The 13,872-nt window shown below is 59.0% G+C and carries 13 protein-coding genes; 10 read left to right on the forward strand and 3 right to left on the reverse strand.

The genetic code is table 11. The annotated features are described in order from the left end of the window. Positions 1-2 precede the first annotated feature (2 nt). Positions 3-1,931 carry an elongation factor G gene (locus tag ACR0DJ_RS19610; protein ID WP_480686081.1) on the reverse strand — a complete coding sequence of 643 codons (1,929 nt, stop codon included), beginning with the start codon at positions 1,929-1,931 and terminating at the stop codon, positions 3-5. A gap of 212 nt (positions 1,932-2,143) precedes the next feature. Further along, complete coding sequence (gene hemN, locus ACR0DJ_RS19615; RefSeq protein ID WP_480686082.1) at positions 2,144-3,499, reverse strand: oxygen-independent coproporphyrinogen III oxidase; 1,356 nt, start codon at positions 3,497-3,499, stop codon at positions 2,144-2,146. 61 nt (positions 3,500-3,560) lie between these two features. Between hemN and fnrL the strand changes: the two genes are divergently transcribed. Both fnrL and ACR0DJ_RS19625 read left to right on the forward strand, forming a co-directional pair. Next, positions 3,561-4,304 (forward strand): transcriptional regulator FnrL, encoded by a 744-nt coding sequence (gene fnrL, locus ACR0DJ_RS19620; protein WP_480686083.1) that lies wholly within the window; start codon positions 3,561-3,563, stop codon positions 4,302-4,304. A gap of 71 nt (positions 4,305-4,375) precedes the next feature. Continuing rightward, a complete protein-coding gene (locus ACR0DJ_RS19625; protein WP_170347277.1) occupies positions 4,376-4,630 on the forward strand; it encodes a GlsB/YeaQ/YmgE family stress response membrane protein in 255 nt (84 codons plus the stop codon). A gap of 37 nt (positions 4,631-4,667) precedes the next feature. Here the strand turns inward: ACR0DJ_RS19625 and ACR0DJ_RS19630 are convergent, their stop codons facing one another. Next, positions 4,668-5,507, reverse strand: coding sequence for a universal stress protein (locus ACR0DJ_RS19630; protein WP_480686084.1), 840 nt, complete (start codon positions 5,505-5,507; stop codon positions 4,668-4,670). A gap of 201 nt (positions 5,508-5,708) precedes the next feature. Between ACR0DJ_RS19630 and ccoN the strand changes: the two genes are divergently transcribed. From ccoN to ccoS, 8 genes are all read left to right on the forward strand, one after another. Further along, a complete protein-coding gene (gene ccoN, locus ACR0DJ_RS19635) occupies positions 5,709-7,316 on the forward strand; it encodes a cytochrome-c oxidase, cbb3-type subunit I (RefSeq protein ID WP_480686085.1) in 1,608 nt (535 codons plus the stop codon). A 14-nt stretch (positions 7,317-7,330) separates the two neighbouring features. Continuing rightward, on the forward strand, positions 7,331-8,059 hold the full coding sequence (gene ccoO / locus ACR0DJ_RS19640; protein WP_480686086.1) for a cytochrome-c oxidase, cbb3-type subunit II: 729 nt from the start codon (positions 7,331-7,333) through the stop codon (positions 8,057-8,059). A gap of 12 nt (positions 8,060-8,071) precedes the next feature. Beyond that, a complete protein-coding gene (locus ACR0DJ_RS19645; protein WP_170347273.1) occupies positions 8,072-8,257 on the forward strand; it encodes a cbb3-type cytochrome c oxidase subunit 3 in 186 nt (61 codons plus the stop codon). Next, a complete protein-coding gene (gene ccoP, locus ACR0DJ_RS19650; RefSeq protein ID WP_170347272.1) occupies positions 8,254-9,117 on the forward strand; it encodes a cytochrome-c oxidase, cbb3-type subunit III in 864 nt (287 codons plus the stop codon). Before ACR0DJ_RS19645 ends, ccoP begins: the two co-directional genes overlap by 4 nt. Positions 9,118-9,548: 431 nt before the next feature. After that, positions 9,549-10,976: a cytochrome c oxidase accessory protein CcoG gene (gene ccoG / locus ACR0DJ_RS19655; RefSeq protein ID WP_170347271.1), complete on the forward strand. Its 1,428-nt coding sequence runs from the start codon at positions 9,549-9,551 to the stop codon at positions 10,974-10,976. Between the two features lie 2 nt (positions 10,977-10,978). Further along, positions 10,979-11,437: a FixH family protein gene (locus ACR0DJ_RS19660; protein ID WP_170347270.1), complete on the forward strand. Its 459-nt coding sequence runs from the start codon at positions 10,979-10,981 to the stop codon at positions 11,435-11,437. 2 nt (positions 11,438-11,439) lie between these two features. After that, a complete protein-coding gene (locus ACR0DJ_RS19665; RefSeq protein ID WP_480686087.1) occupies positions 11,440-13,617 on the forward strand; it encodes a heavy metal translocating P-type ATPase in 2,178 nt (725 codons plus the stop codon). A gap of 5 nt (positions 13,618-13,622) precedes the next feature. Continuing rightward, on the forward strand, positions 13,623-13,781 hold the full coding sequence (ccoS, locus tag ACR0DJ_RS19670) for a cbb3-type cytochrome oxidase assembly protein CcoS (protein ID WP_117872195.1): 159 nt from the start codon (positions 13,623-13,625) through the stop codon (positions 13,779-13,781). Positions 13,782-13,872: the final 91 nt, after the last annotated feature.

Here is a 13,872-nt window from a genome sequence, read left to right on the forward strand (position 1 = left end):
CGTCAGGCGCTTGCCTTTTCTTTGGATGCCGCTTTCGGCACCGGTCCGCGCAGTTCTTCATAGTGATCAAAGCTCAGCTTGACCCACCCGGTTCCGCGCGTGGCGCTGGCAAGAGTGCGATGCAACTCATCCTCGGCCACGGCGGGTATCAGGGCGTTGAAAATCTCCCAGCCTGATGCGTTTGGGTTGCCCTCAAATCTCAGAACCTGTCCTTGCAGAGAGCTGATCGTCGGCACCAGGTCGCCAACAAAATCAGAAGGCAGGTGGATTTCGGCGTTCAGGATCGGCTGCAAAACAACGGGCTTGGCCTGTGGCAGCGCTTCGCGCACGGCGTTCTTGCCCGCGGTGCGGAAGGCATAATCGGAACTGTCCACGTTGTGATGCTTGCCGTCATGCAGCGTGACCTTCACATCCACCACCGGAAAGCCCTCGGGGCCTTGCTCCAGCGCGTCCCTGGCGCCCTGTTCCACGGATGGGATGTAATTCTTGGGCACCGCGCCTCCCTTGACCACCTCTTCGAACTGGAACCCAGATCCGCGCGGCAGCGGCGCGACCGAGATCACGACATCCGCGAATTGCCCGGCCCCGCCGGATTGTTTGCGGTGTCTGTGGCGATGTTCGACAGGTGTTCGGATGGTTTCGCGATAGGCGGTTTCGACTTGGTCAGCTTCAATCTCGATCCCGAAATCCTCGGCCAGCTTGGCGGTCACGCGTCGCATGTGCTGCGGACCCTGAGACCCAAGAACGGCGTGGCCGGTAAGCTCATCCTGTTGCAGGTGAAGGCCGGGGTCGATCTCGGCCAGACGGCTCAGGGCGTTGGACAGGCGCACATCGTCCCGCTCATGCGCAGGCGAGACGATCTGACGATGCGCCACCGGATGCGAGGCCGCCCATTCCGGCAGTTCCGTCGCCGAATTGCTGTCGTAGATATAGCCGGGTTTGAGGTGATCGGATTTCACCGCCAGACCAATCTGCCCGGCCTCAAGCGTGGCGATCTGGGTTTTGGCATCCAGCGTTGTCAGATTGCCGACGGTCTCACCACCCAAGGCTTCATGGGCTTGCACGCCGTCCCCCAGGCCGCGCAGTACGACGATTTTTCCGATGTGTTTTTTGACATCCGCAAAACCGGCAATGGCGCGGGCGCTGTCTCCGGCCTCGTCGCGCCCGGCGGCGATATCAAATTCGGGGGCTTCGTGTCGCAGGGCCTTCATCAGGCGCGTCAGCCCGTTGCCGTGGCTTGCGGCACCCAGACAGGCGGGAATCAACTGATGATTCTTCAGGACCTGTGCCGCCAGGTCATAGACCTCGTCGCTTGGCGGCTGTTTGTCTTCGATGAGCTGTTCCAGCAGGGTGTCATCGAAATCGGACAGGGTTTCCAGCAACTCGGTTCGGGCCTCCTGCTCACGGTCTTCGACGGATTGAGGCAGTTCGATCAGGGCCGAGGGCTGGCCCTCCTGATACTTCCAGGCCCGTTCCGAGATCAGATCAACCGCCCCGATGATCGTATCCCCTTCGCGGATCGGGACCTGACGCAGGGCGATGTGATGGGTGCAGTATGTTTGCAATGCGGCGATGATATCGCGGATGCGGCCGTTGGGATTGTCCATCCGGTTGATGAAGAGAAAACACGGGATGCCGGCCTCTTCTAGCAGTCGCAGGTAGGGCGCGCACAAAACGGCGGCATTCGGGTCGGGGGGCACGACAACTACGGCAGCGTCCGATATAGCCATTGCGGGTCCGACATAGGCCAGAGCATCGCCGCCCCCGTCAACGTCGATCGCGCACCAGGGCTCGTCCAGGTAAGAAAAACCGTGCAAATGCACGGTTTCGGAAACATCGAATGTGGTGGGGCGCCCGTCGAGGCGGCTGATGGCCTCGACAAGCGTAGATTTGCCCGATTGACTGGGCCCGAGGACGGTGAATACGCGCATGAGTGTTGTCCCTCTTTCAGGTTGCAGATTGGCTGCACGAAAGGGACCGACCGACGCGTTGGCGTCGACAAGGATTGTCTGTATTTTGCCCGCCTCAGGCCGCAGAGCGAGATGCCGCCCTACAGCATGAGTGTGGGAAAAACCGCAGGCGTGCGTCAAGCCCCTGATGTGTTTTGCGCGTGACGGGCCGAATGCTGCCCGCCGAAAAAGGGTCAGATGGCCGAGCTGTGCCCGGCTTTGCTGAGGTCATAGGCGTCAAAGCTGCGGGCGATCATCCGGGTCAGCGCCCGCGCTTCGGGCGGTATGAAAAGCCCGGTTTCTGTGATTTGCAGCATCCCGTCGAAAGATGCATTGGCTGCGTGATACATCTCGTCCAGTTCAGCGGCTGATACATCGTGATCCCGCAGGATTTCTGCCGTGTCGATTTTGAAATCGCACATCAGTGCCTCGATCAGGCGGGCACGCAGAATGTCCTGACCCTTGAAGAGGTGCCCTCGGGATGTCGAAAACTGCCCATCGCGAATGGCTTTGGTGTGGACAGAGGTGGCCGGAGCGTTTTGCGCATAGCCTTGCGGGAAGCGCGAGATCGAGCTGGCCCCGACACCAATCAGAACATCGGCCTGATCGTCGGTGTAACCCTGGAAGTTCCGCTTGAGGCGGCCCGTGCGCAAAGCGTGGGTCAGCCCGTCATCCTGAGTGGCGAAATGGTCGATGCCGATTTCGGCATAATTGTCCCAAAGAAACAAACGCCGGGCCGTGTCGAACAGCTCGAGGCGCTGTTCCGGTGTGGGCAGGGCGTCCGACGGAATAAGCTGCTGCCGCTTGGCCATCCAAGGCACATGGGCATAGCCGTAAAGCGCCACGCGATCCGGGCTGAGCGACAGGAGCTTCTGTACGCTTTCCGTCATGCGCGCCTTGGTCTGATGCGGCAGGCCGTAAAGAATATCCGCATTCAGGCTGGCGATGCCGCGTGCGCGGATCATGTCGATGGCGTCGCGCGTGGTATCATAGCTTTGGATGCGGCCGATGGTTTTCTGGATTTCGTCGTCGAAATCCTGCACCCCGATCGAAGCACGGTTCATGCCCGCGTCTGCCAGCGCATCCAGACGCGCCTCGTCAATCTCGTTCGGATCGATCTCGACCGAGAATTCGGCATCAGGCCCCATGGGCACGATACCCAGGATGTGTTGTGCCAGTTCACGCATCAGTTGGGCGTTCAGCAACGTTGGCGTGCCACCGCCCCAGTGCAGGCGCGACAGAACCACACCTTCGGGCAAACGTGCTGCCAGAAGATCCAGTTCGGCCTTCAGAACGTCGACATAGGCGATCACCGGATTGTCGGTTTGTGTTCCTTGTGTCCGGCAGGCACAGAACCAGCATAGCCTGCGGCAGAATGGAACATGGATGTACAAGGAAATGGCACTGCCGGGTTTGATCCCGGAAATCCAGTCGCCAAACATATCTGCTCCCACGTCGTTGCTGAAGTGGGGGGCGGTGGGATAGCTTGTGTAACGCGGTACTTTCGCGTCAAATAGTCCAAGCTTTGCCAATTGTGGTTTCACTATCATGGCGATACCCTTAGGGGACAGAGGACACTGGTGCTTTGATGGAGATCAAGTGGGAACGCGCATGACAGTAAAAGCACAATTTGACCATTCAAATTGCGGAGATTGCCCGATTCGTCATCGCGCCGTCTGTGCCCGGTGTGATGCTGACGAGCTGGAAGAGCTTGAAAGCATTAAATATTACCGCAGTTTTGAAGCGGGTCAGACGATCATCTGGTCTGGGGATCAGATGAGTTTCGTCGGCTCGGTCGTGGCCGGAATCGCGTCGTTGACCCAGACGATGGAAGATGGCCGCACCCAAATGGTTGGTCTGCTGCTGCCCAGCGATTTCGTTGGCCGGCCGGGTCGCGATACTGCACCTTATGATGTCCAGGCGACGACGGATGTCGTGATGTGCTGTTTCCGCAAGAAACCGTTCGAAGAGCTGATGGACCAAACCCCACATATTGCGCATCGTCTTTTGCAGATGACGTTGGACGAGCTTGATGCCGCTCGCGAGTGGATGCTGGTTCTGGGGCGCAAAACGGCGCGTGAGAAGATTGCCAGCCTGCTGTCGATCATTGCGCGCCGGGACGCTTCGGTCAGCCAAAAGGGTCTGACTGGATCTATAGTGTTCGACCTGCCCCTGACCCGAGAAGCAATGGCGGATTACCTTGGTTTGACACTGGAAACGGTCAGTCGCCAGATTTCGGCTTTGAAAAAAGACGGGGTGATCACACTTGAAGGAAAGCGACACGTGACCATCCCCGATCTGGGCCGCCTGATGGAAGAGGCAGGTGACGATTCGGATGGCGGCTTTCCGGTCTGACGCGAACGGTTTTTGACCGCCAACAGCCGTCGCGGTCTTGTTCGCAGGAATGTCTGATTCAGGAGATCGACATGGAATTTACCAGTTTGTTGGCAATGCTTTTGGTCGGCGCAATCGCCGGTTGGCTGTCTGGCAAGATCATGGAAGGCCGGGGGTTCGGTCTTTTCGGCAACATCATTGTCGGAATCGTCGGCGCGTTTCTTGCGGGGTTGATTTTTCCGGCACTTGGATTTGCCGTTGGCGGCGGCCTGCTGTCGTCTATCTTCTTCGCAACAGTAGGCGCCGTGATCCTGTTGTTCCTGATAGGCCTCATCCGCAGAGGATGACAAAAGCCGCCAAGTCAGGCGGCTTTTGAAGGGCGGATCAATGGGCAAGGAATACGGGTACGCTAGACTGCTCCAGCATGTTGCGTGTTGCGCCGCCCAGAATGGCCTCGCGAAAACGGGAATGACCGTAAGCGCCCATGACGATCAGATCCGATTCTGTATCGGATGCGTGGCGGTTGAGAATATCCGACACGCGCGTCATGCTTTTGCTCAGCACATCAATCTCACATTTGACCCCGTGTCGGGCCAGCATCTGTGACAGCAATCCGCCGGGGTCAGACCGGTCGGGTCCATGACGGGGTGGATCGATGACCACGATTCGGACCAGCTCGGCCTGTTTCAGGAAGGGCAGGGCGTGACGAATGGCGCACATGGCCTCGACGCTTTCGTTCCAGCCTATCATGATATTGCGCGGCACCGTCAGGGGTTCGACGTCGTCCGGTACGACCAGAACCGGGCAATGCCCTTCGAACATGGCTGCTTCGATGATGGGCTCGGCCTCGGCCCCACGGTCTTTGCCGTAGGGGTGCGGCAGGATCACCAGATCGGAAAACCGTGCCCTATGCGCAACATGGCGTCCGATATCAGCGATTTGCGCGACGCCATGCTCGGCGGACCAGCGAACGCCGGACTTGCCAAGGTAATCATTGGCAAAATTCAACAGCTCCTTGGCCTCGGCGTTGGCCCGGCTCAGTGTTTCCTGAACGATAAGCGCATTGGCACCCGCATAGTAATAACCTGTCTGACTGCGATCGACCCCCAGGCACAGGGCTTCGGCATGGGCATCCTGAGATTCTGCCAAGGCCACCATCTGCGCCAGAGCGGCGGGTGCTGTCTTCGTTTCGGTCATGACAGTGAGTAGAGATTTGTAAGTCATCGCGACCTCATGATTCGGGCATTTGGTCTCATGTGACCAGTTGGCCTGTTTCCTCTACAATGCGTGTCACAGAAAACGCAGAACTGTCTTGATACAGATCAAAGCAGTAACAGCCGCCGTGCTTCAGAACGGCAGCCAGTCAAATGGGTTTCGCGCGTCACAAGAATCAAAAGCGCGCGGGGCATGGCAAAGGGACGCAATATGTCGAATTACATCAAGCTGATCGTGCTTGGTCTGATCGCGCTGTTTGCAGCGATCGGAACCAATTATGCACGTGATTTGGCGTATCAGGTACATGCGCTGCTGGTGATGCTTATCGCCGGTGGCTTGTTCATCTGGACGCTTCGAAACACTGACGAGCCAGATATTCTAGTCGACCGCTCGGGCGAATACATGGATGACGTGATCCGCTATGGCGTGATCGCAACCGCCTTCTGGGGCGTGGTCGGGTTCCTGGCCGGGACCTTCATCGCGTTTCAGCTCGCCTTTCCGGTGCTGAACTTTGAATGGGCACAGGGTTATCTGAACTTTGGTCGTTTGCGTCCGCTGCACACGTCGGCAGTGATTTTTGCCTTTGGTGGCAACGCGCTGATCGCAACGTCGTTCTACGTCGTTCAACGTACCAGCGCCGCGCGTCTTTGGGGCGGCAATCTGGCCTGGTTCGTTTTCTGGGGCTATCAGCTGTTCATCGTGCTGGCGGCGACCGGCTATGTTCTGGGCGGAACGCAGTCCAAGGAATATGCCGAACCTGAATGGTATGTCGATCTGTGGCTGACCATTGTCTGGGTCGCCTACCTGGCCGTGTTCCTGGGCACGATCGTCAAGCGGAAAGAGCCGCATATCTATGTGGCCAACTGGTTCTACCTGGCCTTTATCGTCACCGTTGCGATGCTGCACCTGGTCAACAACATGACCGTTCCTGTCAGCATCTGGGGTTCGAAATCGGTCATCGTCTGGTCGGGCGTACAAGACGCCATGATCCAGTGGTGGTACGGCCACAACGCCGTGGGCTTCTTCCTGACTGCCGGCTTCCTGGGCATGATGTACTATTTCATCCCGAAACAGGCCGAGCGCCCTGTATTCTCGTACAAGCTGTCGATCATCCACTTCTGGGCACTGATCTTCCTGTATATCTGGGCCGGTCCGCACCACCTGCACTATACCGCGCTGCCCGACTGGGCTTCGACGCTGGGCATGGTGTTCTCGGTGGTCCTGTGGATGCCGTCTTGGGGCGGTATGATCAACGGTCTGATGACCCTGTCGGGCGCATGGGACAAGCTGCGCACAGACCCGGTGATCCGCATGATGGTGATCTCGGTCGGTTTCTACGGCATGTCCACCTTCGAAGGCCCGATGATGTCGATCCGCGCAGTGAACTCGCTGTCGCATTACACCGACTGGACCATTGGTCACGTACATTCCGGCGCGCTGGGCTGGAACGGCATGATCACCTTCGGCGCGCTGTACTTCCTGGTGCCCGTCCTGTGGAAGCGTGAGCGTCTGTACTCGCTGCAAATGGTCAGCTGGCACTTCTGGCTCGCCACCATCGGCATCGTGCTTTACGCTGCGTCGATGTGGGTCACCGGCATCATGGAAGGCCTGATGTGGCGCGAAGTGGATGCCAACGGCTTCCTGGTGAACTCGTTCGCCGACACCGTGGCCGCCAAGTTCCCGATGTATGTGGTACGTGCGCTGGGTGGCGTGATGTTCGTCGCTGGCGCCTTGATCATGTGCTACAACCTGTGGATGACCGTCCGGCGGGCCCCGGCCAAAGAGGCCAGCCTGACCGTCGCGGTCCCGGCTGAATAAGGAGGGCGGGAGCAATGGCAATTCTCGACAAACACAAGATCCTCGAGACCAACGCGACCCTCCTGCTGATCTTCAGCTTCCTGGTCGTGACCATCGGTGGCATCGTTCAGATCACCCCGCTGTTCTACCTTGAGAACACAATCGAGAAGGTGGAGGGCATGCGCCCTTACACCCCTCTCGAGATGGCGGGGCGTGAGATCTACATCCGCGAAGGCTGCTATGTCTGCCACAGTCAGATGATCCGCCCGATGCGGGACGAGGTCGAACGGTACGGCCACTACTCGCTGGCGGCGGAATCGATGTACGATCACCCGTTCCAGTGGGGGTCCAAACGCACCGGGCCGGATCTGGCTCGTGTGGGTGGCCGCTACTCGGATCAATGGCACGTGGACCATCTGCGTGATCCGCAATCGGTGGTGCCGGAATCGGTGATGCCGAAATACGGCTTCCTCGAGCATCGCAAAATTGACGGCAAGTACATCGGTGATGTGATGGCCACCAATGCTCTGGTCGGGACACCCTATTCCGAAGAGATGCTGGAAAACGCACAAGCCGACTTCGTCGCTCAGGCCGACCCGGACAGCGACTATGACGGGCTGCTGGAGCGCTATGGCGACAAGGTCAACGTGCGCAACTTCGACGGCCAGCCCGAGTTGACCGAAGCTGATGCGTTGGTTGCCTATCTTCAGATGCTGGGCACGTTGGTCGATTTTTCGACCTTCACCCCGGACGCAAGCCGCTAAAGGAGAATCGTGATGGAAGAATACACAATTCTCAGGCAGTTCGCGGATAGCTGGATGTTGCTGCTGTTGTTCGCCTTCTTCGTTGGCATCGTCATCTGGGTTTTCCGCCCCGGTGCTAAGCAGGAATACAAGGACACCGCCAACATCCCCTTCCGGCATCAAGACAAACCCGCCACATCCAAGGAGGCGCGGCAATGAGCAAGACACCTGAAAAACAGCCGGGTGATCCGAACACAACCGGGCACAGCTGGGACGGGATCGAAGAGTTCGACAACCCGATGCCGCGCTGGTGGCTGTGGACATTCTATGTGACCATTATCTGGGCCGTGATCTACACGATCTTGTATCCAGCATGGCCCCTGGTGCAGTCGGCAACCGCCGGCGTCCTGGGCTGGTCTACGCGGGCTTTGGTCCAGCAGGAGATGGTTGCATTCGAAGAGGCAAATGCACCCTGGAACGCCAAACTGGTGGAAACACCGCTGGAAGACATCGCAAAAGACGCTGAGCTTCAGCAATATGCCGTGAACTCTGGCGGTGCCGTGTTCCGTACCTGGTGTGCGCAGTGCCACGGTTCCGGTGCACAGGGCGCGCCTGGTTTCCCGAACCTGCTGGATGACGCCTGGCTGTGGGGTGGTACGATGGAAGATATCGTCTACACCGTCAGCTATGGTATCCGGAACGAAGAAAGCGACGATGCGCGCTATTCCGAGATGCCTGCCTTCGGTGAAATCCTCGAGCATGATGAAATCACGCAGGTGGTTCAGTATGTCATGTCGCTGAGCAACGCACAGACCGATGACGCGGCGGCACAGGCGGGCAAGGTTGTCTTCGAAGACAATTGCGCGTCCTGCCATGGCGAGGATGGTACGGGTGACATCTTCCAGGGGGCACCGAACCTGACCGACGCAATCTGGCTATATGGTGGCAGCGAAGAGACTTTGACTGAAACTGTGACCTACAGCCGCTTTGGCGTCATGCCGAACTGGGATACCCGCCTGACCGAGGCGCAGATCCGTGCGGTATCCGCCTATGTCCACCAGTTGGGTGGTGGCCAGTAAGACCTAGAGGGCAACCTTCGGGCGGTTCGCCGCCCGAAGGCTGTAGCACCGGCTGTTCCATCTGTTCGCGCGTTTCCTGAACAGCCGGTGCTTTTTTACACTGAATTCCTGTTGTTTTGCCATTCCGTTCTTTGCAACGACGGCTGACCATCCGCATTCGGGCAGGTCTGACCCGGGGCTGCGACAATTGGTCGGTACTTGGAAAACCGCATGTACCACGTGCAGCCGGTATCGCGCCACAAGCAGTTTTTCCGCCAAAATCGGCTGAAAATCGGCTGAAAATCGGGTAAAATACTTCATTTCCTGCGCCGGCAAGATGGGGCGATCTTCAAAAGATGTTTGCTCGATGCGCTTTTTGACCCATGTCAAAGTTCGCCTGTGCATGATCTGGAACAAGACGTCTTCAGAAGACCCATTTGTGGAGCCAGCCAGTGAGCGATTCCGATCCCGCCCCCAGCCTTTACGCCGCGCGTGAACCGATCTTTCCAAGACGTGTTTCGGGCAAGTTCCGCAACCTGAAATGGATCATCCTCATCGTGACGCTGGGCATCTACTACGTGACGCCTTGGATCAGATGGGATCGTGGCCCCAGCCTGCCGGATCAGGCTGTTCTGCTGGATCTGGCGAATCGGCGTTTCTATTTCTTCTGGATCGAGATCTGGCCGCACGAATTCTACTTTGTCGCCGGTCTGCTGATCATGGCAGGTTTGGGTCTGTTCCTGTTTACGTCAGCCCTGGGTCGCGTGTGGTGCGGATATGCGTGCCCGCAGACCGTCTGGACGGATCTGTTCATTCTGGTCGAGCGGTGGATTGAAGGTGACAGAAACGCCCGCCTGCGCCTGCACCGTCAGGAAAAGCTCGATTTCCGCAAAGCTCGCTTGCGGATCACCAAATGGACGGTCTGGTTTCTGATCGGATTGGCGACGGGTGGTGCCTGGGTGTTCTATTTCGCGGATGCACCGACGCTGGCCCGCGATCTTGTGACGGGCAACGCGCATCCCGTAGCCTACACGACGATGTTGATCCTGACGGGTACAACCTTCTTCTTCGGCGGGTTCGCCCGCGAGCAGATCTGTATCTATGCCTGCCCATGGCCGCGCATTCAGGCGGCGATGATGGATGAGGACACGCTGGTTGTCGGCTACCGCGAATGGCGGGGTGAACCGCGTGGCAAAGGCAAACGGACGGCCGATTCTGAATTGGGAGATTGTATCGACTGTATGGCCTGCGTGAATGTCTGCCCTGTCGGGATCGATATCCGGGATGGTCAGCAGCTGGAATGCATCACCTGTGCCCTTTGCATCGACGCGTGTGACGACATGATGGCCAAGATCGGTAAGCCACGAGGGCTGATCGACTACATGGCGTTGAGTGACGAAGCCCATGAGCGATCCGGTAAACCCGCCAAGAATGTCTGGAAGCACATTCTGAGGCCGCGGACAATCATGTATACCACGTTATGGGCGCTGGTCGGATTCGGGCTGCTGTTTGCACTGTTCATCCGTTCTGACATCGATCTGACTGTTGCGCCGGTGCGCAACCCCACCTTCGTCACCCTGTCGGACGGTACGATCCGCAACACCTATGACGTTCGTCTGCGCAACAAGCACGGTGAGGACCGTCTGTTCAAACTGTCTTTGGCGGGCGATCCGGCGATGCGACTGGAAATCGAGGGAACCAAGATCGATACTGTGAATGTCACGGCGGATACGGCACAATTGACCCGTGTATATGTGTTGGCACCTCGCGACAGCGGTCCGGCCGCAGCAGAGGCGACACCAGTGCGGATCTGGGTCGAAGACCTCAGCAGCGGCGAACGCGCCTACAAGGACACCACGTTTAACGGACGAGGGAACTGATCATGGCCGAACGGAAATTCACCGGAAAGCACGCTTTGGCCGTGTTTGTCGGCGCTTTTGGCGTGATCATCGCGGTGAACCTCGTGCTGGCCTACAATGCGGTGAAAACCTTTCCCGGGCTCGAGGTGAAGAACTCCTATGTCGCCAGTCAGGAGTTCAACGAGCGCCTGAAAGAGCAACAGGCGCTGGGCTGGACCGTTCGGGCTGAAACCAAAGGTGGCCTTCTGATCCTGCACATCACCGACGAAAGCGGTGCGCCGGTTGAGGTGCGCGAATTGCAGGCCGTGGTCGGCAGGGCAACCCATGTGCGCGACGACTTTGTGCCGGATTTTACGTTTGATGGCACGGCCTATGCCACGCCTGCCACACTGGGCAAGGGCAACTGGAACATCAGATTGGTGGCGCGTGACGGAAACGGGGCCGAATTCTCGCAGCGCGTTCCGCTATACGTGAAGGGGTAGGCATGACGGCTCAGCTTTCATCCGGTACAGCGGCCTGCCCGGGCTGCCTTGCGGCCCCGGCAGAACCCGCCCGGCCCATACCGGAGGATGTGCAGATCGCCTTGTCGCTGCCGGGCATTCATTGCTCGGCCTGTATCGCGACGGTCGAGCGTGAACTGAACGCGCATCCCGGCGTCGAAGATGCCCGGGTGAACCTGACGCTCAAACGCGCGATGATCAAAGCCACGCCGGAAACGCGCGCAAGCGATCTGATCCCGGTGCTTGAACAGGCAGGATTCGAAGCACATGAGCTTGATCCGGGGGCTTTGTCCGCAACGCAGACGGACAAGGCCGGGCGTGATCTTCTGATGCGCCTGGCCGTGGCCGGGTTTGCATCCATGAACGTGATGTTGCTGTCGGTGTCGGTGTGGTCCGGTGCGACGGATGCAACACGGGACATGTTCCACTGGATTTCAGCGGCCATTGCACTGCCGGCCATTGCGTTCTCGGCCCAGCCGTTCTTTGCCAATGCCTGGAGCGCCCTGCGCGTGCGACGGCTGAATATGGATGTGCCGATTGTGCTGGCGATCCTGTTGGCGCTGGTCACGTCGCTTTGGGAAACCGCGTTGAGCGGCGAGCATGCCTATTTCGACGCCGCTCTAACATTGACCTTCTTTCTGCTGGCCGGACGGTATCTTGATTACCGCACCCGTGCCGCAGCGCGATCTGCGGCCGAGGAATTGACAGCGTTGGAAGTTCCCCGCGCCATTCGTGTGGTCGATGGGGCCGAAGATGAAGTTCCCGTAGCCGAATTGTGTGTCGGAGATCTGATCCTTGTGCGACCGGGTGGGCGCATGCCGGTGGACGGCCAGATCGTGTCGGGTCAGTCCGAATTGGATCGATCCCTTCTGACGGGTGAAACGGTGCCTGTTTTTGCCGAAGCCGGGCAGGTTGTGAGCGCGGGTGAAGTCAACCTGACGGGTCCGCTGACAATCCGGGCAACGGCGGTGGGTGAAGACACGTCGCTCCATCGTATGGCTGATCTGGTCGCTATCGCCGAGTCTGGCCGGTCCCGCTATACCTCGTTGGCCGACAAGGCTGCCAAGCTCTATGCGCCCGGGGTTCATATTCTGTCGGCGCTCAGCTTTGTTGGGTGGTACATCTATTCCGGTGACGTGCGCACGGCACTGAACATCGCGGCGGCTGTTCTGATTATTACCTGCCCCTGTGCGTTGGGCCTTGCCGTGCCTGCGGTAACCACGGCCGCGTCGGGCCGGTTGTTCCGCAAAGGGATGCTGATCAAGCACGCCACTGCACTGGAGCGGCTGTCCGAAGCCGACACGGTTGTATTCGACAAGACGGGCACGCTGACATCCGGCGCGCCGGAACTGGTCAATCTAGGAGACCATGCCCGCGCCAAGGTCGAGGTCGCTCTGGCGCTGGCCGAGGCTTCTGCGCATCCCTTGTCCGTGTCATTGGCAAAAGCGGCGCGTGCGGCGGGGATCAAACCAGCAAATGTGCGGGGAATAGCCGAGGTTCCCGGCTATGGCACCGAGGGGGAATTCCGCGGTCAACGCGTTCGCCTGGGTCGGGCGGCCTGGGTCGGCGCGGATCAGGGCACCGACACTTCGGCCTGGTTGGCAATCGGCGAGGACGCACCCGTGGCCTTCCGATTCTCGGACGCGTTGCGCCCGGGCGCCGCTGAGGCGGTGGATGCCCTGCGTGCTTCGGGCAAACATGTGCTTTTGATGTCAGGGGATTCGCAGGGGGCGGTGCGTGCCTTGGCTGAAAAACTTGGAATCACGGATTGGATCGCCGAGGCATTGCCGCAGGACAAGGCAAGACGCATTCAGAATCTCAGCGATGAAGGCCACAAAGTTCTGATGGTTGGCGACGGGCTGAACGATACCGCTGCTTTGGCGGCGGCGCATGTGTCGATCTCTCCGGCCTCTGCGCTGGATGCGGCGCGGGTCGCGTCGGATATCGTGCTGTTGGGCAACGATCTTTCACCCATTGCGGATGCGTGCGACACGGCCGTCAAGGCCACCAGGCGCATTCGCGAGAACTTCAGAATCGCAACAATTTACAACGTGATCGCTGTTCCTCTGGCCGTTGCCGGACTGGCGACACCACTGATCGCGGCCTTGGCGATGTCGACCTCGTCCATTACCGTGTCCCTGAACGCCCTGCGGCTGAGGTAACCTGAATGGAAGTGCTTGCCTATCTGATCCCGATTTCCCTGTTTCTGGGGGGCGTTGGTCTGGCCGCCTTTGTCTATACCGTTCGTTCGAACCAGTACGAAGACCCAGAAGGTGACGCGCGCCGGATCCTGAGCGACGAATGGGATGACAAACCCAAACCCTGAACGAATGCCCGATACAGGCAGAGTTGAACCAACTGCCCTTGAAATTGCCGCAATGCCCGGCTATGTCCGGCCCATCCGCTAGCAGAGAGAA

The sequence above is a fragment of the Ruegeria sp. BF10 genome (assembly GCF_056538725.1).

Excerpts from the sequence above, each read along its gene's own strand:
- hemN (WP_480686082.1), bottom strand. The coding sequence starts at position 3,499 with ATGATAGTGAAACCACAATTGGCAAAGCTTGGACTATTTGACGCGAAA.
- ACR0DJ_RS19610 (WP_480686081.1), bottom strand. The coding sequence starts at position 1,931 with ATGCGCGTATTCACCGTCCTCGGGCCCAGTCAATCGGGCAAATCTACG.
- ACR0DJ_RS19645 (WP_170347273.1), top strand. The coding sequence starts at position 8,072 with ATGGAAGAATACACAATTCTCAGGCAGTTCGCGGATAGCTGGATGTTG.
- ccoO (WP_480686086.1), top strand. The coding sequence starts at position 7,331 with ATGGCAATTCTCGACAAACACAAGATCCTCGAGACCAACGCGACCCTC.
- ccoP (WP_170347272.1), top strand. The coding sequence starts at position 8,254 with ATGAGCAAGACACCTGAAAAACAGCCGGGTGATCCGAACACAACCGGG.
- fnrL (WP_480686083.1), top strand. The coding sequence starts at position 3,561 with ATGACAGTAAAAGCACAATTTGACCATTCAAATTGCGGAGATTGCCCG.
- ccoS (WP_117872195.1), top strand. The coding sequence starts at position 13,623 with ATGGAAGTGCTTGCCTATCTGATCCCGATTTCCCTGTTTCTGGGGGGC.
- ACR0DJ_RS19625 (WP_170347277.1), top strand. The coding sequence starts at position 4,376 with ATGGAATTTACCAGTTTGTTGGCAATGCTTTTGGTCGGCGCAATCGCC.
- ACR0DJ_RS19665 (WP_480686087.1), top strand. The coding sequence starts at position 11,440 with ATGACGGCTCAGCTTTCATCCGGTACAGCGGCCTGCCCGGGCTGCCTT.
- ACR0DJ_RS19630 (WP_480686084.1), bottom strand. The coding sequence starts at position 5,507 with ATGACTTACAAATCTCTACTCACTGTCATGACCGAAACGAAGACAGCA.
- ACR0DJ_RS19660 (WP_170347270.1), top strand. The coding sequence starts at position 10,979 with ATGGCCGAACGGAAATTCACCGGAAAGCACGCTTTGGCCGTGTTTGTC.
- ccoN (WP_480686085.1), top strand. The coding sequence starts at position 5,709 with ATGTCGAATTACATCAAGCTGATCGTGCTTGGTCTGATCGCGCTGTTT.